Raw genomic sequence first — 20861 nt, forward strand, 5'->3', positions numbered from 1 at the left:
AGGACCGGCGGGTTCGCCGCCGGCTACCGGGTCAGCGCTGCACGTCGAAGTCGGAGACGACGCGTTTGCTCATCGAGTCACGGAAGGTCCGAGCCGACCACGGATAGAGGGACGGCGTCCCGGAGACGTCCTGATACCAGCTGACGCAGTCCGCGCCCCAGGTCGTCTCCTTGATCTTCACCCGCTGGTGCGCGGTGAATCGATCGACTGCGGCGGTCGTGGGTGCCGCATTCTCGTACTCTCCCCGCGCCCAGGCCTCGATCCAGCGGACCGCGTACCGGCTCTGGTGCTCACCGGAGAGGACGAAGCTGAAGTGGCCGAACGGGCTGTGTGGCCCGCCCAGCATGAAGAAGTTCGGGAAGCCGTCGAGGGCGACCGACTCGTAGGTGCGGTAGCCGTCCTTCCAGAGCTCCTCGACGGTGGCACCATCACGGCCGACCAGACCGAGGCGGCGGATGAACGCGTTGGCGTCGTACCCGGTGGCGACGATGAGGAGATCGAGCTCGTGCAGCGTGCCGTCGGCGGTCCTGACGCCCTCGGGAACGACCTCGACGATGCCGTCGCGAACCAGGTGGGCGTTGGGCCGCTGGATCATCTGGTAGTACTCCGACGACACGATCAGGCGGCGGCAGCCCGGCGGGTAGTCCGGGGTCAGCTTCGCGCGCAGCTCGGGGTCGGGGACGGCGGCCTCGAGGAAGTCGCGCGGCATCTGGACGAAGGCGTCCTGGCCGGGACCGGGCTCGGTGAAGCCCTCACCGAAGGCGTCCTGCGCCTCCTCGTAGAACTTGAACGTGCGCTTGGACAGGCCCGGCACGAAGCGCTGCGCGAGCTTCCACGACCGGCGATAGGGCCTCTTGTCCATCGGGACCATCCACTGCGGCGTCCGCATGAAGTGGACGAGTTCCTGGACGTCGGGCGTGATCGCCGCGACCACCTGGGTGCCGGTCGAGCCGTTGCCGATGACGCCGACGCGCTTGCCGGCCCAGCGAGTGGAGTCGTCCCACTCGGCGGTGTGCACGACCTTGCCGGCGAAGGTGTCGAGGCCCTTGATGTCGGGGTGGTTCGGGTAGTGCAGGAAGCCGACCGCGCTGATCAGGAAATCGAAGCGACCCAGGTCGCGGTCGCCGGACCAGACCTGCCACTCGGTGTCTTGCCAGCGGGCGGCGGTGATCGGCGTGCGGTATTGGATGAAGTCGTCCATCCGCTCCTTGGCCGCCACCTTCTCGATGTAGGCCTGGATCTCGCTGCCCGGCGAGAAGGTCATCGACCAGTCCGGGTTCGGGGCGAAGCTCCATGCGTAGTAGCGCGAGGGGACGTCGCAGGACAGTCCCGGGTAGTGGTTGTCGCGCCAGGTGCCGCCGACGTTGTCGGCCTTCTCGAAGATGGTGAAGTCGGTCATCCCGGCCCGCTTGAGCCGGATGCCCAGACCGAGACCGGAGAAACCGGCGCCGATGACGGCGATGCGCGGCTGACGCGCGATCCCAGTGCCCCGTGCGGTGGCTCGGCGGGTGCCCGTTGTCTCTCGGACCTGTGACATCGACATCGAAATCTCCCTCGGTGACTGGTGGCCGCCCTGTTCGGTGTGACGGTGCTCACATGGACCGTATGCGGGTCGATCTCGTCGGGTCCAACAGGACTTGACGGTCGATTGACCGTGATTTCTTGTTGCCCCAGAAAGGTGGTCTGACCTGGGAAGACCGCGTCGTCGAGCCAGGCCTGGAGGGCCGTCAGGAGACGGTCCAGCCCAGGCACTCGGCTGTCCAGTGTCGCGTTGCCGTCGACACCGCCAGGTCGCCCTGACCGTGCGGATTGTTCAGAAGCGGAGGACTCTCAGAGTCCGTAGAGGGCGAGCAGGTTGCCGTCGAGCTCGATCTGCGGATCCTCGTTCGGATCGGTCCAGGCGACCTGCTCTTTCCCCTGGAGGTAGTGGTTCGGCACCGGGGTGACCGGTGCCGAGGCGGTGCCCGCGAGCACCGCCTGGATGTTCTCGACAAGCTTGGCCAGCGAGGAGCCGTTGAACTTGGCGTCCAGCAACGCCTTGGGCGTGCGGGGGTCGGTTCCGACCGCGACGTTCAGCGTCGCGCCCGTGTTCTTCGCGTTCTGCACGACGCCGAGCGCCGCTTGAAACACAACGTCGGCCGACTGCGCCACCGCGTCCGGCTGTCTGGTCCTTTCGAGTCGGCGCCGGAGTCAACCCCGCGTACTGGTCGCTCCGTCGTAGTGGGTGAGACGAAGTGCGAGCCAGAAGGAACACGATGAACACTCTGAAGAACGATCTTGAACGAGCGATCCCCCGTTTCGACACCACAAGCGAGGGCATGGCGGCCCTGACGCGTGAGGGCAAGCAGGCGCTTCGGCGGCGGCGCGCACGAGTGGGTGGGGCGGTGACCACGAGCGGACTTGCGGTTGCCGGGATCGCGATGGCCGCAAGCGCGATGTTCGCTCAGAGTGGGCAGCAGGACACGAACGCGACGCGAGGTGGTGCGGCGACGGCACCTCGGACCGCGACACCGTCCCAGCTGGTCGAGGCCGATTTCAGCTTGGCGAGTCTGCAACTGGTTGCGGACGCCTGCGGTGAGGTCACGCTCGACCCCGGCAGCAAGACGCTAACCAGCGGCGGGCAGGCAGTGAACGCGTCCGATGATGCCAGCGGCGATGGGTGGTCTGCGGCCGAGTATGCCTGTGGGTCGGACATCATCCGTATCGTTCAGGCTGACGGCCGCAGTCTCGTCGGTCGCTACCCGGCGAGTGAGGGTGGGTCGCTCAGCACATGGGCCGAAGACAACGTGGAGCGTCTGCAGCAGTGAGCCGGGATGCGGCGTTCACGTCTTTTGTCGAAGCACGCAGAAGCCACTTGCTCAGGGTCGCGTTCGCACTCACTGGCGACAGGAGTGCAGCCGAGGATCTTCTCCAGACAGCTTTGGTGAAGCTCTATGTTGCGTGGCCGCGGTTGCGCCGGCACGAAGCTGCTGAGGCGTTCGTGCGGACGACGATGGTCCGGTCCAACATCGATGAGTCGCGGCGTCCATGGCGGCGTGAAGTCAGTACTGATGTCTTGCCAGAGGTCGTGGCGCAAGAGCCTGAGCGTGAGGACGCCAGCCTCCTCGCGGCACTTCAGCAACTTCCGCCGATGCAGCGGAAGGTCGTCGTGCTCCGCCACTGGCTCGACCTGTCGGTCGACCAGACGGCCAAGGAACTCGGCATTTCGTCAGGGGCGGTTAAGACCCACAACCATCGGGCCATTGCTGCGTTACGGGCAACATGTTCCACCTATGAGGCCAGTCGCCTCTGACGCCGAGGCGACGAGACGGCGGAGCCCCGACTGGGCGGTTGCCCTCTTGCGTCGTCGCAAGCTGGAGCAGCCGTCAAATGACATCGACGCAGTCTTCGCCAGCCGCAACGGAACTTGGCACTTTCCCGGCAACGTCCAGAGTCGGCTGTGGCACATCCGCCAGCTCGATGAGTACGCCGACATCGACGCCGCGAAGGATCAGTTGGGTCACACGTCCAAGACCGTCACCGAGCGGCACTACATCAACCGCCGGCTCGTATTGCCGGACTACCGGGCCGCGACCGAGCGGCTGGCGCCCCGTAGCGATCCCGCAGACGAGTCCGCTATCGGGCTCTGAGAGCCCCTCCGAACCTCCGAACGGCCCGTGGAGCCCACTCCGCATTGCGCGGTGTCCCACGGGCCGTTCTTCGCGTTCTCAGGGGGTCGCAAGGTCCGCTGTCGAGACCGGTCTCAAACTCAAAGTGCGCCCAAAGCCCAGATTTTCGACATCGGAGCCAACACCGCGATTTGTATCACCGCAGGTCAGAGGCACTTTTCGTCAGCAGCGCGACGCATTCGACGTGGTGCGTCATCGGAAACACACCGGCGAGGCTACGCGTGATTGCAGGTGTTTGCGTTCGGCTGCGATCAGCGGCCGAAAACACGAACTGACCTGCGACGATGCCGATTTCAGAACCTGCGCTCGTCGGTCGCCGCTTGCGGGGGCTTGCGAATCAAAGCGAGCCCATTCCGAGCCCTCCTGTCGGCAGGCACCGACGGTCGCAAACGAGCACAGGTTTCGGTGGGGCAGCCCGCCGCACGATAGAATCATGCCAAGAGGTCTGACGCGAAGGAGGTCCCCGTGACTGTCACGAAGAGCGAACGCATCGAACGCGAGCGCGCGGTTGCTGAGGCCATCCACAGTGCCGAGATGGAGGGCCTCACCGTCTCCGAGGCTGCCGTGTCCGACTCTGCCGCCTACGTTGCAGGCAAGATCGACTCCGCCGAACTCGTTGCCCGAGCCCGCGCGCGCTACAAGCTCGACTGATCTTGGCCGACTTCGTCGACCCCTACGTCGACCCCGCGACAGGAATCCTGCGCAACCTCGTCGCCGCAACCACCCAGGAAGCACTCGACCAGATCGAGGCAGACCTCGTCGAAGCCCGCACCGTCGACCTGCCGAAGCAACCGATCAAACGGACCAGCGACCTCACCGAGCTGCGCGCCATCCACCGCTACCTCTTCGCCGACGTCTACGACTGGGCGGGCCAACTCCGCACGGTGGACATCCGGAAGAACGTCGAGGGCTCGGAGTACTTCGTACCGGTGTCCCTGATCGAACGCGCAGCGGGCTTCGCAGCAGGCGAGCTGGCCGAGGACAACTTCCTACGCGGCATGGACCGCGACACCTTCATCGCCCGCCTGGCTCACCACTACGACCAGCTCAACTACATCCACCCCTTCCGAGAGGGCAACGGTCGCACGCAACGCGCATTCTGGGACCGCGTCGCAAGGAATGCCGGCTGGCAGTTGACTTGGCTTTCCGTCACTGGCGAAGTCAACGACCGCGCCTCGCGGGTCGCCTCCGAGACCCAGGATCTCGGACCTCTCATCGCGATATTCCACGAGATCGTCGGTCCGCTCACGTAGCTGATCACGTTCCCGTGCTGCACACCTGTTGTGCATGACACTCTCCATCCACTCCCCGACGAGCTCGTGGCGGCCATCCCGCACCTGCTCGGCTCCCGAAGAGTCGCTCGTGTGGCCGCTGACCTGCGCCGACGTCGATTTCGGACCCTGCGCTCATAATGCCCCGCCCCCGCACGCGCTCGGCGCGAGAATCAGGTGAGGAGGTGCCCGGCGATGACCACGCAGAACGTCCCACTCAGCGACCGACGTAACGCAGGCGGAAGGCGAGGCTCCACTCCGCCAGTTCAGGAATGGAGTCGGCGGCGTCGAGAAGACCCTCTATAGGCGCCCAGACCAGCCGATTCTGATCGGCGAGGTGATCTCGCAGGATCGTGATTGCCTTCGTTGCACCTGGGTCGTCCTCCAGAGCGACGACGGCGACGGAGCCCTGGCCATTGCATCCGGACAGCTCCACAGAAGCTGCGAGCATCAGGTTGCGCCAAAGTTGGTTGGACTTGCTGCCCTTCAGCACGCGCGGTGCTGTGTCCCCGTCCGTGAACCAGCCTGACTTCGCGGTCACGGTGTCGTAGCGCTCGGACTCGTACTCCTTGGCGCTGAATGGCTCGGTGTACTTGGTCTCGATCCCCATGAACCTGGGACCGTCGGCGGTCTCGTAGAAGACGACGGCATCGAATGCGGTCCGGTCTGCCAGATACGCCTCGGGCGGCTGCGGTGCGTACTCACAGATGACGTCAACGATCCGCATCGCTGCCGGGTCGAAGACCCGCTGGAACAACGTCAGGAACGCCGGCTCGCCTCGCAGTGACCCGAAAAGGTTGAAGCACAGCGGCATGCTCGACAGGAGATTCCGACGCACGCGTACAGGGTCGAGAGCTCCGCCCTCCGCCTTGACGACCGCCGCTCGCTCGACCGCGTGCGCCTCGGCCTCGGCCGTCAGGAAGTTGAGTGACGGGTTCGCTGAGACAGCCTCCTCATGCAGGTAGCTTCCAAGCGGGTCATAGGTCATGAACTTGCCTGGTGCGGCCTGGAGCACACACTCGCGGTACCACGACTGGTGGCGTCGGTACTTCGCTATCCGGGAGGGTTCGTTGGCCGGGAAGATCGCGGGATCATCCCAGGCCGGGCTCAACCAGCGGGCTCCTGGTCGATCCATGTCCATCGGCTCGACGGACGGGATCGAGACAGTGTTGCCGCTGGGGAATCCAAAGCCGACCAGACGACCGGGCTCAGTGAGCCCCGACGACACGATGGCCTCCAAGAATGCCGCGCCAGGCAGCCCGCCCCATTCGCTCTTCTCGTCGTCGTAGACGAAGAACAGCTCGCGGCCCGGACGAGCAGCCAGCTCCGCGAAGTCAGCGGGCGGCGGGCTCCCCTCGCAGCCGCACCAGTCGAAGCCGGTGTCCCAGACGGCTGCCGCCGCCACCACCGGACCGCCGGGCGTATCCCGCCAAACATGAACCCCCATCGGCACGTTCGAGCGAAGCAACATCACGGGCACGAGTCTATTGACCAGCGCCGACAGAAACCAGGCGAACCTTCCGATCTGATGTCCCGAGACATGCGCCTCTCCTCCTGTGATTTCGGCGCGCGCAAGCGGCTCCGCGACAGGTTTTCCAACTTTCGGAGGGGCGCCCTCTCGAACGGCCTGTGACCTGAAACTCCTATAGATCGTCAAGCGGCGATCGATAGGAGCTTCAGGTCAGAGCCGGTTTCCCGTCAGCAGAGCGACGCATTCGACGTGGTGCGTCATCGGGAAGAGGTCGAAGCCGCGCAGGCTCGTGGTGCGGTAGCCGTGCTCGGCAAAGATCGCCAGGTCACGGGCCAGCGCCGCCGGGTCGCAGGCGACATAGGCGACCTTGCGAGGCGAGCGTGCCGCCACCTGCTCCACGACCGCGCGCCGGGCGCCCTCTCGGGGCGGGTCGAGGACGACGAGATCGAACCCGTCGCGGTACGACGTCCGCAGCACCTCGGCGACGTCGCCGGCGGTGATCTCAGCCGCCGGCACATTGCGTCGCGACAGCTCGCTGGCGCGGCGGTCCCCCTCCACCGCCACCACGCGGCCGGCCGGCCCGACCCGGTCGGTCAGGAAGGCGGCGAACAGCCCGACGCCGGCGTACAGGTCGAGGACGGTGTCGCCGGGAGCGGGGTCGAGCACGCGGAGCACCTCGGTCACCAGCGTCTCGGGAGCGGTGGGGTGGACCTGCCAGAAGCCGTCGGCGGCGACGGTGAAGGGCCGGCCGAGGACGTGCTCGGTGACCGTGCCGGGCCCCGGCTCGCGGGCGTCGCGGGCAGCGATCAGGCAGTCGTCGACGGGGATGACGTCATGCGATCTGTGCAAGCGCATGCCCCGTCCGCCTGACGTCGTGCGGGCGTAGGACTGCCGAGTCCGCCAGCGCAGCCCGGCGGTGACGTCGGGATCGCCCGGCACCGGCTCGACGACGACGTCGGCGTCGATCCCGGCCAGCCGGGCGAGCTGCTCGCGCACGACCTGGGTCTTCAGGGCCCGCTGGGCCGGCAGCGCGACGTGCTGGAAGTCGCAGCCGCCGCAGCGGCCGGGACCGGCGTAGGGGCACGGTGGTTCCACCCGATCTGGCGAGGGCTCCAGTACGGCGACCGCGTCGCCGCGCCAGAAGCGGTCGCCGTCGGTACCCTCGGTGACCTCCACGACCACCCGCTCGCCGGGCAGCGCGTGGCGCACGAACACCACCCGGTCCCGGTCGCCGTCGGGGTAGCGCACCACGAAGTGACCACCGTGCGCGACCGGTCCGACGACCGCCTCGAAGCGCTCGCCGACGCGGGACCTGCCGCGGGGCGGCCGGGACCGAGCCCGGCGCGACATCAGCGGCCGACCTGGCGGCCGCGGCGCTCCTCGGCGACGCCCATCCGCACGCCGGGCCGGACCCAGTCCTCCGGCTTGCGGTCGATCGACGAGGAGAGCTGGTAGGGCACCGAGATGACCATGACGCCGGGCGTGAACAGCAGCCGGGCCTTGAGCCGCAGGGCGGACTGGTTGTGCAGGATCTGCTCCCACCAGCGCCCCACGACGTACTCCGGGATGTAGACGGCCACCACGCCGCGCGGGTTGGCGGTGCGGATCGCCGAGACGTAGTCGACGATCGGCTTGGCGACCTGCCGGTAGGGCGAGTGCAGCACCTTCAGCGGCATGTCGAAGTGCCGCTGGTCCCACTCCTCCAGCAGCCTCGCGGTTGTGGCGTCGTCGATGGAGACGGTCACCGCCTCCAGTACGTTGGGCCGGGTGGCGCGGGCATAGGCGAGGGCCCGCAGCGTCGGCTTGTGGAGCTTCGAGACCAGCACCATGGCGTGGACCCTGGTGGGCATCACCTTGTCCTCGTCACCGGCCCGCAGCTCGGCCTCGACCCGGTCGTAGTGCCGGCGGATCCGGCGCATCAGCACGAACAGCGCGATCATCGCCAGGATGGTGATCCAGGCGCCCGCCAGGAGCTTGGTGAGGATGACGACGACGAGGACCACCGCGGTGAAGGTCAGCCCGATGGTGTTGATCAGCCGCGACTGCTGCATCTTGCGGCGCCGGTTGACGTCGCGCTCAGTGGCCAGCGCCCGGGTCCAGTGCCGGATCATGCCGAGCTGGGAGAGGTTGAAGGAGACGAAGACGCCGACGATGTAGAGCTGGATCAGCCGGGTCGTCTCGGCGTGGAAGGCCACGATCAGCACGATGGAGAAGAACGCCAGGAACAGGATGCCGTTGCTGTAGGCGAGCCGGTCGCCGCGCGAGCCCAGCGCCCGCGGGGCGAAGCCGTCGCGGGCCAGGATCGAGCCGAGCACCGGGAAGCCGTTGAAGGCGGTGTTGGCGGCCAGCACCAGGATGATGCCGGTGACCACGACCACGACGTAGAAGCCCGGCGGGAAGCCGTCGAAGACCGCCCTGGCGATCTGCGCGATGGCGGTGTGCTGCTGGTAGTCGTCGCCGACCGGTACGCCGTTCTCGGTGAGCCGGCCGAGGTGGTGCGGGTCGACCAGCCGTACCCCCATCTGCTTGGCGAGCACGATGACGCTGACCATCATCGTGACGGCGATCAGCGCGAGCAGCAGCAGCGTGGTGGCGGCGTTCCTCGACTTGGGGCGCCGGAACGCCGGCACGCCGTTGGAGATCGCCTCGACGCCGGTCAGCGCCGCACAACCGGACGAGAACGCCCGCGCCAGCAGGAAGATCAGCGCGATGGTGGTGAGCGGGTGCTCCATGCCCTGGTCGGGGGTGATGTCGAGAGAGGCGCTCTCGGCTTCGGGGAGATCTCCGGCCAGCAGCCGGGCGAAGCCGTAGCCGCACATGCCGATGATGGCGACCATGAAGGCGTACGTCGGCACCGCGAACGCCTTGCCGGCCTCCCGGATACCGCGCAGGTTGAGCGCGGTCAGCAGCGCGACCATGACGACCGCCACCGTCGTCTCGTGTCCGCGCAGCGCCGGGATCGCCGAGGCGGCGTACTGCGCTCCGGAGGAGATCGAGACGGCCACGGTCAGCATGTAGTCGACGATGAGGGCGCTGGCGACGGTCATCCCGGCCCGGGCGCCCAGGTTGACCGTGGCGACCTCGTAGTCGCCGCCTCCCGAGGGGTAGGCGTGCACGGTCTGCCGGTAGGAGGCGATGACCGCCAACATCACCAGCGCGACCGCGACCGCGATCTTCCACGACCAGACGTAGGCCGACGCGCCGGCCAGCGACAGCATGATGAAGACCTCGTCGGGAGCGTAGGCCACCGAGGAGAGCGCATCGCTGGCGAACACCGGCAGCGCGATCCGCTTGGGAAGCAACGTCTCCCCCAGCTGGGAGCTGCGCAGCTTGCGTCCCAGCAGGATGCGTTTCGAGACGTCACCGACACCCACGAGGGAGAACGCTACGGCACGTTCCCGCTTCCATGCCGATCAGCGGCTACGGTGGGCGCGTGCACGTTGTGATCATGGGGTGCGGCCGGGTCGGCTCCACCCTCGCCCGGAGCCTGGAGGACCGCAACCACACGGTCTCGGTCGTCGACAGCGAGCCCGACGCCTTCCGGCGGCTCGGGCCGGGCTTCAACGGCGACAAGATCACCGGGGTCGGCTTCGACCAGGAGGTGCTGCTCAAGGCCGGCATCAAGCGGGCCGACGCCTTCGCGGCCGTCTCGAGCGGCGACAACTCCAACATCATCGCCGCTCGGGTGGCGCGCGAGACGTTCGGGATCCAGCAGGTCGTCGCCCGGATCTACGACCCCGGCCGCGCCGAGGTCTACCAACGGCTGGGCATCACCACGGTGGCAACGGTGAAGTGGACCGCCGACCAGGTGCTACGCCGGCTGTTGCCCGCGGGCGCCGAGCCCGACTACCGCGACCCGTCGGGCACCATTCGGCTCGACCAGGTGCCGGTCACCGAGGCCTGGATCGGGCAGCGCACCGTCGACTTCCAGGAGCAGTCCAAGTCCCGGATCGCGTGGATCGACCGGCTCGGCGAGGGCGTACTGCCCAGCCGGGACAGCGTCATCCAAGAGGGCGACCTGCTCCACCTGGTGATGCGCGAGGAGAACGCGCAGCACGCCTACCAGGTCATCGCCCACGGACCCTCGGAGGCATGAGAGATGAGAGTCGCCATCGCCGGAGCCGGGGCCGTGGGCCGTTCCATCGCCCGCGAGCTGATCACCAACGGCCACGAGGTCCTGCTCATCGACAAGGACCCCGACTCCATCAAACCCGAGCGGGTGCCCGACGCGGAGTGGCTGCTGGCCGACTGCTGTGAGCTGTCCTCGCTGGAGGAGGCCCGGCTCGACCGCTGCGACGTGGTCATCGCCGCCACCGGCGACGACAAGGCCAACCTGGTCGCCTCGCTGCTGGCCAAGACCGAGTTCGGGGTGCCGCGCACCGTGGGCCGGGTCAACCACCCCAACAACGAGTGGCTGTTCACCGAGGCCTGGGGCGTCGACGTCAACGTCTCCACCCCGCGGATCATGTCGGCGCTGGTCGAGGAGGCGGTCACCGTCGGCGATCTGGTCCGGCTGTTCACCTTCCGGCAGGGCAACGCCAACCTGGTGGAGATCACCCTCCCCGCCGACAGCCCCTACGTCGGCAAGCAGGCCGGTCTCATCCCGCTGCCCGAGAACTGCGCGCTGGTCACCATCCTGCGCGACGGCCTGGTCTACACCCCCGACCCGGAGCAGCCGGTGGAGTCGGGCGACGAGCTCCTCTTCGTGATCCCCGCCGAGCACGAGGACGAGCTGGAGAAGCTGCTCGCCCCCACCGAGCACGGCTGAGCACCCCCTCCGCGACCAGTCGCAAACTGACACGCACTACCCGGTGACCGGGCTCAAACTGACACGCCTGGGACCCCGAGCGGGCCCAAACTAACCTCCCGGGCTGCACTCCTCCAGGACAGGTCGAGACCTCTCGAGGGGCAATCAGGGACCTCTCGGGGGGCAATCAGGGACCTCTCGGCGCTCCACGGGGGTGGCGTTGCGGGCGAGCAGCCAGACCATGGCGCCCCAGGAGGCGATCCGGAGCACCCAGCCCAGGCCGAGCCGGAGCACCCCGATGACGGCGACGGCGGTGTCGGCGTGGATCGCGCCGGCATGGCCCAGCAGATAGACCGGCCCCTGCAGCGCCACGCCGATGGCGCCGGGCGCGAGGAACAGCCAGGTGAGCCGGCTGCACAGCCGCACGATCTGCTTGTCCTCGTGCCAGGCGGTCGGGTCGCCGCTGACCGAGCCGACCATGAACCCGATGAACGGCCAGCCGATCACGATCGAGCAGACCATCACGACGGTGTAGACGCCGCTCCACAGGATGCCGGGCAGGAAGAACGCCAGCGCCTGCTCCGACTCCGAGCCACCGGTGGAGGCCGCCCAGCGGATGAACAGCCAGCCGATGCCGATGCCGACGATCGCATTGACGACGTACTGCACCGTGGAGCGCTGCACCAGCCGGATCGCCAGCATGACGACCGCGACCGAGCCGGCGAGTATCAGCGAGAGCCGCAGGTCCTTGGTGAGCAGCCAACAGATGGTGAAGCCGAAGCCGGGTACGCCGGCCTCGATCATGCCGCGCCGGCCCCCCAGCGACTGCGCCATCTGCCGTCGTACGACGGCCTCGACCGTCTCGACGGCGGCATCGTGCCGCGGCACGGCGTCCCCGGAGGTCTCGGTCATGGCATCAGCTCATAGCGCGGGTTGTAGAGGGTGCGGACGCCGTCGTGCACGCCGATGCGGCCGGCGACCTGGACCGACCGGCCCGGGGTGACGCCGGCGATGCGGCGGCGGCCCAGCCAGACCACCATCAGCGTACCGGTGCCGTCGAAGAGCTCGGCCTCCAGCGCCGGCACGCCGCCGCGCGGCCGCAGCGTGACGGTGCGCAGCACGCCGCGCAGCCGCACCGGCTGGCGGTCGGGGGCCTCGGCGATGCAGTGCACGTCCTTGGCCTCATAGGCCGTCCGCATGTCCCGGGCCTCCTGGCCCGCCTGGTTGGCCCAGTTGCCGATCCGCTCAAGAAGGCCCATCAGCCCGACTTCTTCGCACCCGGGGGCAGCGTCAGCGGAAGCGCCTCGCCGACCGGCTTGGCCTCGCTGCCGCGACGTACGACGACACCGGTGATGCCGTCCTCCCACGCCTTGCCATAGGCCTCGTCGACGGCGGGCCGGCCGAGCAGAGTGGCCCGCAGCAGCCAGCGCGGGCCGTTGACGCCGATGATCCGGGAGACCTGGGTGCCGGTGTTTCCGTCGGGCATCTTGACCGGGAGCTGCGCCAACAGCTCGGTGCCCCAGCGTCCCTCCCGCTCGGTGGCCTGGCCGCCGCGCCGGGCGACGTCGGCAGCCAGCTGCGGCCGGATCTCGCTCCACAGGTCGCCGCTGCGAGGCGCCGCGAAGGCCCGCAGCTCCAGCGCACCGTCCTGGGCGGCGATCAGCACCGCCTGGACCACGCCGCTGCGCTCGTCGACCTGCAGCCGCAGCTCGCGGCCGGCCAGCGGGGCGACCAACAGCGAGCCGAGGTCGACCCGCTCCACGCCGGCCTCGGACTCGGGGACGTCATCGGCATCGAACGGACCCTCGGCCGGGATCCGACCCGGCTCGGCGGCCGAGGCATCCTCGGTCTGCCCTTCCTGGGCGGTGACGGCCTCGGACTTGCGGCGGAACTTCACGGATCGGTCTTCCTCAGGTTGGTCGGGGCGGTCCTGGACGGATCAGAACCCGCCAGTAGAACCGTATCCTCCCGCGCCACGTGCCGACTCCGGAAGCGCCGTCACCTCGATGAAGCGAGCCTGCTCGACCCGCTGCACGACCAGCTGCGCGATCCGGTCCCCCCGGCGCAGCTCGACCGGCTCGGTCAGGTCGTGGTTGACCAGCAGCACCTTGATCTCGCCGCGGTAGCCGGCGTCGACGGTGCCCGGGGTGTTGACGATGGACAGGCCGTGCCGGGCGGCGAGCCCGGAGCGCGGGTGGACCAGCGCCACGAAGCCCTCCGGCAGCGCGATGGCGACCCCGGTCGGCACCAGCGCCCGCTCCCCCGGCGCCAGTCGTAGGTCGACGGTGGTCATCAGGTCGGCACCGGCGTCGCCCGGCTTGGCGTAGGCCGGCAGCGGCAGGTCGGGGTCGAGCCGCAGGATCTGGACGTCGATCGGGTCAACGGTCACGGACGCAGACCCTATCCCGAGACGGCTGGGACCGGATGGGAGACTGTCCCCACCATGACCACCACGACGTACGACGAGCGCCTGACGGTGCCGTTGCGGTGGTGGGTGCAGGGCGTGATGTTCGTGGCCACGCTGTGGCTGGCCGTCGTGGTGGCGATGCCTCCGCTGTGGGCCTGGTCGGTGACCGTCGCGGCGCTCGGCCTGCTGGCGCTCTCCTTCGCCGCCTACGGCTCGGCGCGGGTGACGGTGGCCGACGGCGTCTTCCGGGCAGGTACGGCGCGGATCGAGGCGGCCTATCTGGGCCGGGCCGAGCCACTCGACGAGGAGGCCACCCGGCGCACCGCCGGCGTCGAGGCCAACGCCCGCGCCTACCTGCTGCTGCGGCCCTACCTCAAGCGCGCGGTGCGGGTCGAGATCGACGACCCCGCCGACCCGACGCCGTACTGGCTGGTCTCGACCCGCCATCCCGAGGGCCTGGCGGAGACGCTGAACCTGCTGCCTCGCTGAGGCTAAGGTTGGGTCATGGCGAAGTCGAAGGCTCCCAAGGGGTCAAAGGTCTGGGCGGTGATGTCGCTGGTCTCGGCGGTCGGCGCCGCCCGACTGTCGAAGACGGTCCTCGACAAGGGCTGGCAGGCCGCGACCGGGCGCAAGCCACCCGCCAACCCGGCCGACCCCGACGTCGCGATGTGGGAGGCGGTCACCTGGGCCGCCGCCACCGGCGCCGCCGTCGCGCTGGCCCGGATGCTCGCGCAGCGACGCGCCGCCAACTACTACGTCAGGTCTGTCGGGCAACTCCCCCCGCAGCTCGCCAAGGACGGCAAGTAGGTCGCGCAGATGCCCGCGTCGCGAGACGCGTGCGATGCCAAGGCGGGCAGCGCGCGGGTATCGCGAGGCGGGCGCTACGCGCAGTCCTTGCAGATCATCTTCTTGGCGTCGGCCAGCTGCGACCGGTGGTGCACCAGGAAGCAGCTCATGCAGGTGAACTCGTCCTCCTGCTTGGGCTTCACCTCGACCGCGAGCTCCTCGTGAGAGAGGTCCGCGCCGGGCAGCTCGAATGACTCGGCGGCTTCCGCCTCGTCCTCGTCGACCTTGCCCGAGTTCTTGTCGTGACGGCGCGCCTTGAGCTCTTCGATGCTCTCTTCGGACTGCTCTTCTTCCGTCTTGCGCGGGGCGTCGTAGTCAGTCGCCATGCGTCATCACTCCTTCTCGTCCCGGGACAGGCTCCTGTCCCACCGGCCGACCCCGACACCCGGCCGTCGGGCCGAGATTGTGCACCATGGCGCCGGGAGTCCGCACACCGGACCGGCAAACACCTGCCGGGAGCCTGCTATTCCCGCATGTACCCCGATTGGACGAGGGCCTCACGGGTCTCGTCGAAACCGTGCTCGGGCGCACAGATCACCAGCGGCGCGCCACCGGCCCCGGTGACGATCTCGAACCGGGCGCCGGCGCCTCGGGCCACCAGGCTGGCGGCGGCGTAGTCCCAGGGGTGGACACCCTCCTCGAAGTAGCCGTCGACCCGGCCGGCGGCGACGTCGCAGATGTCCAGCGCGGCGGCTCCCGCCCGTCGTACGTCGCGCACCCGGGGCAGCAGCCGGACCAGCGCCTCGGCCTGTGCCCGGCGCAGGTCGGCGTCGTAGTTGAAGCCGGTGGCGAGCAGCCGCTGACCCAGCGGCGCCCGCTCGCGGACCCGGACCGGCTTGTTGTCGCGGCGCGCCACGATGCCGTCGTCGGTGCGTCGGGCGGTGAACTCGATGCCGTGCGGCACGTCGATCACCACGCCGACCACCACGCTGGGCTCGACCTCGGGCTCGCCTCCGGGACGGGCCAGCTCGGCGGCGATCGAGACGGCGTAGCGCGGGATGCCGTAGAGGAAGTTCACGGTGCCGTCGATCGGGTCGACCACCCAGCGCACCTCCGAGGTGCCGGCCGCCGTGCCGTGGGAGAGCCCACCCTCCTCGCCGAGGAAGGAGTCGTCGGGCCGGGCGGCGCCGATGATCGAGCGGATCAGCGCCTCGCTGTCGCGATCGGCCTGGGTGACGACGTCGACCTCGCTGGACTTGGTGGCCGCGACCGTGACGCCCTCGGCGGCCCGCTCCCGGACCAGCTCCGCGGCGGCCCGGGCGGCCTTGAGCGCCAGGTCCAGCAACTCCTCCGGGGACGTCATCCGATCCGGCTCCCCGAGCCACCAGCTCGGATGACGTCCGGCGAGTCGGCGCCGCACAGCGCGGGTCGGTCCTCTCGGAGGTTGCGGCAGCACCCCGCCGGGCAGACGTCCCACAGCGGCCCGGTCGTGCCCAGCGCCGGCCGGTCGACCGGCTCGCCACGCTCGGCGGCCGCCCGCTCCAGCAGCAGCTCCCGTGCCGCGGCCACGAACCGGGCGTCGTCGCCCGGGGTCGCGGCCCGGCTGGCCGGCAGGCCGAGCCGCTCGGCCGTCGCCAGCGCCTCGGTGTCCAGGTCGTAGACGACCTCCATATGGTCGGAGACGAACCCGACCGGCACCAGCACCACCGCTGGCACGCCGTCCTTGGCGATCTCCTCCAGCCGGTCGTTGACGTCGGGCTCCAGCCAGGGGATGTGCGGGGCCCCGGACCGGGAGCAGAAGACCAGTTCGTGCTCGTGCGCGACCCCCGTCACCTCGGCGACTCGGGCGGTGACCACGGCGGCGATGTCGAGGTGCTGCGCCAGATAGGCGCCGCCCCTCGGTCCGGAGGCGTCGTTCATGGCGGTTGGGATCGAGTGGGTGACGAAGACCAGCCGGGCGCCGTCGCGGACGTCGCCGGGCAGGTCGCCGAGGCCGACCAGCACCGCGTCGACGACCGGGGCCACGAAGCCGGGATGGTTGAAGTAGTTGCGCAGCTTGTCCAGCCGGGGCGCGTCCGGCACGGCGCTGACGGCGTCGTAGAGGTTCTCGCGGTACTGCCGGCAGGAGGAGTACGACGCATAGGCGCTGGTCGCGAAGACCGCGGCCCGGCGCACCCCGTCGGCCGCCAACCGTCTCACCGTGTCGGTGAGATAGGGATCCCAGTTGCGATTGCCCCAGTAGACGCCGATGTCGATGCCGGCGGCGGCCAGGTCGGCGCGCAGCGCGGCCAGGAAGGCACGGTTCTGGTCGTTGATGGGCGAGCGGCCGCCGAAGCCGAAGTAGTGCTGGCCCACCTCCTCCAGCCGCTCCCGCGGGATCCCGCGGCCGCGGGTGACGTTCTCCAGGAACGGCACCACGTCCTCGGGCTTCTCGGGACCGCCGAAGGAGAGCAGCAGGAGCGCGTCGTACGGGCTGACGTCGGGCGAGACCATGGACCCAGCCTATTTGGGCCGCCGTCCGGTGGCCCACGGGTGTCCCGAAGTAAAGAGATCGGTTAGGGTCGGTCAGCGACCACATCCCCTACCCGACAGGAGACCTGTGGCCGAGCGACTCGTCCTGCACATCGGGACCATGAAGACCGGCACGAGCTTCGTACAGTCCGTGCTCATGCGCAGCGCGGCGGCACATGACGCCGCCGGTTTCCACTACGTGGGCGACTTCCAGCGGCAGACCCAGGCGGTACGCCGCGTGCTGGCCGCCCCGAAGAGCCCGCCGAAGCAGGCCGACTGGCGGGCGCTGGTCGAGGAGGCGCGGGCCTGGCCCGGCTCGACGGCGATCGTCTCGATGGAGTTCCTCAGCTTCGCCAGGCCCCACCAGATCGAGGCGTTCCTGGCGCCGCTCGACGGCCTGGAGGTCCAGGTCGTCGCCACGGTGCGGGACCAGGCGGCGGCCATCCCGGCACAGTGGCAGTCCTACTGCCGGCTGTTCGGGACCGACTCCTGGCCGGCGTACCTCGCCCGGATCGACCCGGCGCGGCAGCAACCCGGCGATGCCGACACGCGTGCCGCGACGGCGTTCAACCGGGCCCAGGACGTGGTCGCGATCCTGGAGCGCTGGGGCGGCGTGGTCGGCGCGATCGACGTCGTCACCGTGCCCCGGCCGGGGGCGCCGCGCGACGAGCTCTGGAAGCGGTTCACCGCCGCGATCGGGATGCCGTGGGATCTGGCCGACCTCGAGGACCACTTCCCCAACGTCTCCCTCGGCTTCGCCTCGGCCGACGTGCTGCGACGCCTCAACCGTCATTTGCAGGGTCATCCCGCCCACATCTACCGGCCGGGCCTGCGGCCGCTGGTGCGCGACGCCTTCTTCCCGCGCCGCGACGCCGAGGGGCGGCCCGCCCTCGACCAGGGCGGGATCGCCTTCGCCGCTCGCCGCAACCAGGCGATCCGCGACGCGATGGCCGGCCACCGGGTGACCGGCTCGGTCGACGACCTGCCGGTGCCCACCCCGCCGCCCGCCGCCCCCGAGGTCGCCGCCGGGCCGCCGAAGAAACAGGTGAAGGGCGCCGCCGACGCGCTCTGGCACCGCTGCGCGGTCGAGTTCGACATCGTCAAGAAGCCGCCGATGCGGCTGGAGAAGACGCTGCGGCAGATCGCCGACATGCTGCCGCGCACCCACGGCTGGCAGGAGGCTCTCGAGGAGCGGGGCCTGCACCGATAGCCTCGCGGCATGGAGTGGCACAACTGGTCGGGACTGGAGTCCGCGACCCCGCGCCGGGTCCTCACCCCCGGCTCCGCCGAGGAGATCGCCGCGGTCGTGGCGCAGGCCGCCGGCGCGGGCGGTCGGGTGAAGATGGTCGGCACCGGGCACAGCTTCACCGGGATCGCCGCCCCGGTGGACGTGATGCTCTCCCCCGCCGGGATGACCGGGATCCTCTCGGTCGACCGTGAGGCGATGACCGTCACGGCGTACGCCGGCACGCAGCTCAAGGCGCTCAACGCCGGTCTGGAGGTGCTGGGGCTGTCGCTGCACAACATGGGCGACATCGCGGAGCAGACCCTTGCCGGCGCGGTCTCGACCGGGACCCACGGCACCGGCGGCCGGGTCGCCGGCCTGGCCGCGCAGCTCGCCGGCCTCACCCTGGTGACCGGCGACGGCACCCTGCTCTCCTGCTCGGCCACCGAGCACCCGGAGGTCTACGAAATGGCCCGGGTGGGCCTCGGCGCGCTCGGGGTGCTGGTGACGCTCACCTTCCGCGTGGAGCCGCTCTTCGGGCTGCGGGCCGTGGAGCGGCCGATGCCGTGGGCGGACTTCCTCGCCTCCTTCGACGAGCTCACCGCCGACGCCGCCCACGTCGACGCCTACTGGTTCCCGCACACCGACCGGATCGCCACCAAGCGCAACACCCGGGTCGGGCTCGACTCCCTCGACCCGCTCCCGGCCTGGCGGGCCTGGCTCGACGACGACTTCCTGCAGAACACCCTCTTCGGCGCGCTCACCGCCGGCGCCAACCACCGGCCGGCCGTGATCCCGCGGCTCAACCGGCTCGCCGCGTCGCTGCTCTCGCCGCGCTCCTACGCCGACCTCGCCCACCGGGTCTTCGTGGCCGAGCGCCGGGTGGTGTTCCGGGAGATGGAGTACGCCGTACCGCTGGAGTCCGGGCTCGACGTCCTGGCGGAGTGCCGGCGCGCCATCGAGGCCTCCGGACTGCGGATCTCGTTCCCGGTCGAGTTGCGGCTGGCCCGGGCCGAGGACGTGCCGCTGTCGACCGCCTCCGGGCGCGACTCCTTCTACCTGGCCTTCCACACCCACCGGGACATGCCTCACCAGGCCTACTTCGGGCTGCTGGAGCCGATCCTGCGCGAGGCCGGCGGCCGGCCGCACTGGGGAAAGGTGCACACCCGGACCAAGGCTGACCTGGCACCGGCCTACCCGCGCTTCGAGGACTTCCTCGCGGTGCGCGACCGGCTCGATCCGCACCGGGTCTTCACCAACCCCTATCTCGACCGGGTCCTGGGTCCCTGACGAACCTTCCGAGGCCCGGAACGCGTCTAGGTGGTGACGGGGCCAGTGGCCCCAGCCAGGAGGCACCATGACCAGACGCGACACGGCCGAGTTCGCGGAGTTCGTCACCGCCCGGTCGCCGGCGCTGCTGCGTGCGGCCTATCTCATGGTCGGTGACACCGGCCTCGCCCAGGACCTGGTCCAGGAGGCGCTCACCAAGGTGTACGTCGCCTGGCCGCGACTCCACGACCGAGGCAACGCGGAGGCCTACGCCCGCAAGGCCATCACCACCACCGCCATCAGCTGGTTCCGGCGCAAGCGCTGGAGTCACGAGCACACCCGCGACACGCTCCCGGAGCGCCCCACCACCGGTCACGCCGACGACGTGGAGGCACGAGCCTGGCTCTGGGAGTGCCTCCAGCGACTCCCCGCCCGCCACCCTGCACGCCGCTGCCGACGAGGCCAGGCTGCCCGTCCCCGACCCCGCCGCCCTTGCCCGCGCCGGAAGGCGCCGCCTGCTGGGTCGCCGGGCCGCCGCCGGCGTCGGTGTGACCGCCGTGCTCGCCGCCGCCGGCGGCACCAGCCTCGCCCTGCTTCCCGACGACCGTGCCCACGAGGTCGCCCCAGCCACGACCGACACCCGGCTGGTCTGGGCACGTGGGTCCGCCCTGTACGTCGGCGGCGAGCCGAATGACGTCGGCCATCCGGTCCTGGCCCTCGCCCGCACCTCGCTGGGCTACGTCTTCGCCGACAACCAGGGACGGGTGTTCTCCTACGTCAACGGCTCCGTCAACCAGGTCGGCGCCACCTCGGCGAAGTATCCGCGGCTGGTGACCGACCCGAGCGGACCCCTCGCCGGCTGGGTGGAGTCCGGCGGCGGACAGGCGTCGTACATCGTCGTGGATCTGGCGAACGGGGCCACGTGGCGTTTCGACGCGCCGGCAGCCAAGTCGTCCGATCAGGACCAGTTCTACGCGCTCGACAGCCACACCGCCTACTGGGACGATCCGCGAGGCACCGTCGCTGTGAACATCCCCGACGGTGCGACCAGGGTCGTCGACACGACGCGTCATCACCCGGTCCGCGCCGCCCGCGGAAAGGTCCTGTTGTTCCAGGCCGACGACGGCGCCCGGGTCGGCGCTGACTTCGCGGACGCGGTGAGGCTCGGCGCACTCGACGGGGAAATCGCCGACGGCTCGATGGCCACCATCTCGCCGACCGGCAGGTGGGTCAGCCTGGACGCCGATCAGCCGGCCGTCTACGACACGGCCACCGGCACCCGGATCACCATGGACGTGGACGGTCGCTGGTTCGCCACCGGCTACGAGTGGCTCGACGACACCACGCTCGCGATGATCGCCGTGCGAGAGGAGGATCCGAAAGCGGATGCCGAGCTGCTGACCTGTGCCGTGCCCCAAGGGGACTGTCGGCCCGCGGCGAATCTCGGTCCCTGGCAGGACTTGGAGGGACACGCCGCCTTCCCGGTCGGCGAGAAGCTGGGATAGT

The 20861-nt window shown here is 69.8% G+C and carries 24 protein-coding genes and 1 pseudogene; 13 read left to right on the forward strand and 12 right to left on the reverse strand.

The annotated features are described in order from the left end of the window. Positions 1 to 31 precede the first annotated feature (31 nt). Together QM595_RS17510 and QM595_RS17515 are read right to left on the reverse strand one after the other, a co-directional pair. On the reverse strand, positions 32 to 1537 hold the full coding sequence (locus tag QM595_RS17510) for a flavin-containing monooxygenase (RefSeq protein WP_415172865.1): 1506 nt from the start codon (positions 1535 to 1537) through the stop codon (positions 32 to 34). 293 nt (positions 1538 to 1830) lie between these two features. Then, positions 1831 to 2151 (reverse strand): hypothetical protein, encoded by a 321-nt coding sequence (locus QM595_RS17515; protein ID WP_415172866.1) that lies wholly within the window; start codon positions 2149 to 2151, stop codon positions 1831 to 1833. A 104-nt stretch (positions 2152 to 2255) separates the two neighbouring features. Between QM595_RS17515 and QM595_RS17520 the strand changes: the two genes are divergently transcribed. The 5 genes from QM595_RS17520 (at position 2256) to QM595_RS17540 (ending at position 4921) form a co-directional block, all read left to right on the forward strand. Then, positions 2256 to 2807 (forward strand): hypothetical protein, encoded by a 552-nt coding sequence (locus QM595_RS17520; RefSeq protein ID WP_415172867.1) that lies wholly within the window; start codon positions 2256 to 2258, stop codon positions 2805 to 2807. After that, on the forward strand, positions 2804 to 3292 hold the full coding sequence (locus QM595_RS17525; RefSeq protein ID WP_415172868.1) for a SigE family RNA polymerase sigma factor: 489 nt from the start codon (positions 2804 to 2806) through the stop codon (positions 3290 to 3292). Before QM595_RS17520 ends, QM595_RS17525 begins: the two co-directional genes overlap by 4 nt. Before the next feature lie 46 nt (positions 3293 to 3338). Then, the gene (locus QM595_RS17530; protein WP_415172869.1) at positions 3339 to 3629 is read left to right on the forward strand and encodes a hypothetical protein; all 291 of its coding nucleotides are present in this window, start codon (positions 3339 to 3341) and stop codon (positions 3627 to 3629) included. Between the two features lie 504 nt (positions 3630 to 4133). After that, positions 4134 to 4319 carry a hypothetical protein gene (locus QM595_RS17535; protein ID WP_415172870.1) on the forward strand — a complete coding sequence of 62 codons (186 nt, stop codon included), beginning with the start codon at positions 4134 to 4136 and terminating at the stop codon, positions 4317 to 4319. Between the two features lie 2 nt (positions 4320 to 4321). Then, on the forward strand, positions 4322 to 4921 hold the full coding sequence (locus QM595_RS17540) for a Fic/DOC family protein (protein ID WP_415172871.1): 600 nt from the start codon (positions 4322 to 4324) through the stop codon (positions 4919 to 4921). Between the two features lie 235 nt (positions 4922 to 5156). Here QM595_RS17540 and QM595_RS17545 read toward each other — a convergent pair whose 3' ends face one another. The 3 genes from QM595_RS17545 to QM595_RS17555 form a co-directional block, all read right to left on the reverse strand. After that, positions 5157 to 6410 (reverse strand): PGN_0703 family putative restriction endonuclease, encoded by a 1254-nt coding sequence (locus tag QM595_RS17545; protein WP_415172909.1) that lies wholly within the window; start codon positions 6408 to 6410, stop codon positions 5157 to 5159. A 210-nt stretch (positions 6411 to 6620) separates the two neighbouring features. Beyond that, positions 6621 to 7760: a class I SAM-dependent RNA methyltransferase gene (locus QM595_RS17550; RefSeq protein WP_415172872.1), complete on the reverse strand. Its 1140-nt coding sequence runs from the start codon at positions 7758 to 7760 to the stop codon at positions 6621 to 6623. Continuing rightward, on the reverse strand, positions 7760 to 9784 hold the full coding sequence (locus QM595_RS17555; RefSeq protein ID WP_415172873.1) for an APC family permease: 2025 nt from the start codon (positions 9782 to 9784) through the stop codon (positions 7760 to 7762). The genes QM595_RS17550 and QM595_RS17555 overlap by 1 nt, the downstream gene beginning before the upstream one ends. Positions 9785 to 9843: 59 nt before the next feature. Here QM595_RS17555 and QM595_RS17560 point away from each other — a divergent pair, with 59 nt between their 5' ends. Next, on the forward strand, positions 9844 to 10506 hold the full coding sequence (locus QM595_RS17560; protein WP_415172874.1) for a potassium channel family protein: 663 nt from the start codon (positions 9844 to 9846) through the stop codon (positions 10504 to 10506). Positions 10507 to 10509: 3 nt separating this feature from the next. Next, the gene (locus QM595_RS17565; RefSeq protein WP_415172875.1) at positions 10510 to 11178 is read left to right on the forward strand and encodes a potassium channel family protein; all 669 of its coding nucleotides are present in this window, start codon (positions 10510 to 10512) and stop codon (positions 11176 to 11178) included. Between the two features lie 144 nt (positions 11179 to 11322). On the opposite strand, the gene QM595_RS17570 is transcribed toward QM595_RS17565, so the two are convergent. Genes QM595_RS17570 through dut form a run of 4 tightly spaced genes read right to left on the reverse strand, consistent with a single transcriptional unit; the run spans position 11323 to position 13546 of the window. Further along, positions 11323 to 12069, reverse strand: coding sequence for a DUF3159 domain-containing protein (locus QM595_RS17570; RefSeq protein ID WP_415172876.1), 747 nt, complete (start codon positions 12067 to 12069; stop codon positions 11323 to 11325). Continuing rightward, entirely contained in the window at positions 12066 to 12416 is a 351-nt protein-coding gene (locus QM595_RS17575; RefSeq protein ID WP_415172877.1) for an OB-fold nucleic acid binding domain-containing protein, read from the reverse strand. The genes QM595_RS17570 and QM595_RS17575 overlap by 4 nt, the downstream gene beginning before the upstream one ends. Then, entirely contained in the window at positions 12416 to 13054 is a 639-nt protein-coding gene (locus QM595_RS17580; protein ID WP_415172878.1) for a DUF3710 domain-containing protein, read from the reverse strand. Before QM595_RS17580 ends, QM595_RS17575 begins: the two co-directional genes overlap by 1 nt. A 42-nt stretch (positions 13055 to 13096) precedes the next feature. Beyond that, complete coding sequence (dut, locus tag QM595_RS17585; protein ID WP_415172879.1) at positions 13097 to 13546, reverse strand: dUTP diphosphatase; 450 nt, start codon at positions 13544 to 13546, stop codon at positions 13097 to 13099. A 54-nt stretch (positions 13547 to 13600) separates the two neighbouring features. Here dut and QM595_RS17590 point away from each other — a divergent pair, with 54 nt between their 5' ends. Further along, positions 13601 to 14053 (forward strand): DUF3093 domain-containing protein, encoded by a 453-nt coding sequence (locus QM595_RS17590; protein ID WP_415172880.1) that lies wholly within the window; start codon positions 13601 to 13603, stop codon positions 14051 to 14053. Between the two features lie 15 nt (positions 14054 to 14068). Further along, the gene (locus QM595_RS17595) at positions 14069 to 14371 is read left to right on the forward strand and encodes a DUF4235 domain-containing protein (RefSeq protein WP_415172881.1); all 303 of its coding nucleotides are present in this window, start codon (positions 14069 to 14071) and stop codon (positions 14369 to 14371) included. A gap of 74 nt (positions 14372 to 14445) precedes the next feature. Here QM595_RS17595 and QM595_RS17600 read toward each other — a convergent pair whose 3' ends face one another. From QM595_RS17600 to QM595_RS17610, 3 genes are all read right to left on the reverse strand, one after another. Further along, positions 14446 to 14736 (reverse strand): DUF4193 domain-containing protein, encoded by a 291-nt coding sequence (locus tag QM595_RS17600; RefSeq protein WP_415172882.1) that lies wholly within the window; start codon positions 14734 to 14736, stop codon positions 14446 to 14448. A gap of 137 nt (positions 14737 to 14873) precedes the next feature. Next, positions 14874 to 15713 (reverse strand): inositol monophosphatase family protein, encoded by an 840-nt coding sequence (locus QM595_RS17605; protein WP_415172883.1) that lies wholly within the window; start codon positions 15711 to 15713, stop codon positions 14874 to 14876. After that, positions 15710 to 16843: a ferrochelatase gene (locus QM595_RS17610; protein ID WP_415172884.1), complete on the reverse strand. Its 1134-nt coding sequence runs from the start codon at positions 16841 to 16843 to the stop codon at positions 15710 to 15712. The genes QM595_RS17605 and QM595_RS17610 overlap by 4 nt, the downstream gene beginning before the upstream one ends. 106 nt (positions 16844 to 16949) lie before the next feature. Here QM595_RS17610 and QM595_RS17615 point away from each other — a divergent pair, with 106 nt between their 5' ends. The 4 genes and pseudogenes from QM595_RS17615 (at position 16950) to QM595_RS17630 (ending at position 20860) form a co-directional block, all read left to right on the forward strand. Next, positions 16950 to 18071, forward strand: a complete 1122-nt coding sequence (locus QM595_RS17615; RefSeq protein ID WP_415172885.1) for a hypothetical protein — start codon at positions 16950 to 16952, stop codon at positions 18069 to 18071. A 9-nt stretch (positions 18072 to 18080) separates the two neighbouring features. After that, positions 18081 to 19376: a D-arabinono-1,4-lactone oxidase gene (locus tag QM595_RS17620; protein WP_415172886.1), complete on the forward strand. Its 1296-nt coding sequence runs from the start codon at positions 18081 to 18083 to the stop codon at positions 19374 to 19376. 67 nt (positions 19377 to 19443) lie between these two features. Beyond that, positions 19444 to 19779, forward strand: a pseudogene (locus tag QM595_RS17625) (sigma factor); the annotation flags it as partial. Between the two features lie 124 nt (positions 19780 to 19903). Next, positions 19904 to 20860 (forward strand): hypothetical protein, encoded by a 957-nt coding sequence (locus QM595_RS17630; protein ID WP_415172887.1) that lies wholly within the window; start codon positions 19904 to 19906, stop codon positions 20858 to 20860. Position 20861 lies beyond the last annotated feature (1 nt).

It is taken from the genome of Nocardioides sp. (assembly GCF_047607185.1).
Classification (GTDB): Bacteria; Actinomycetota; Actinomycetes; order Propionibacteriales; family Nocardioidaceae; genus Nocardioides.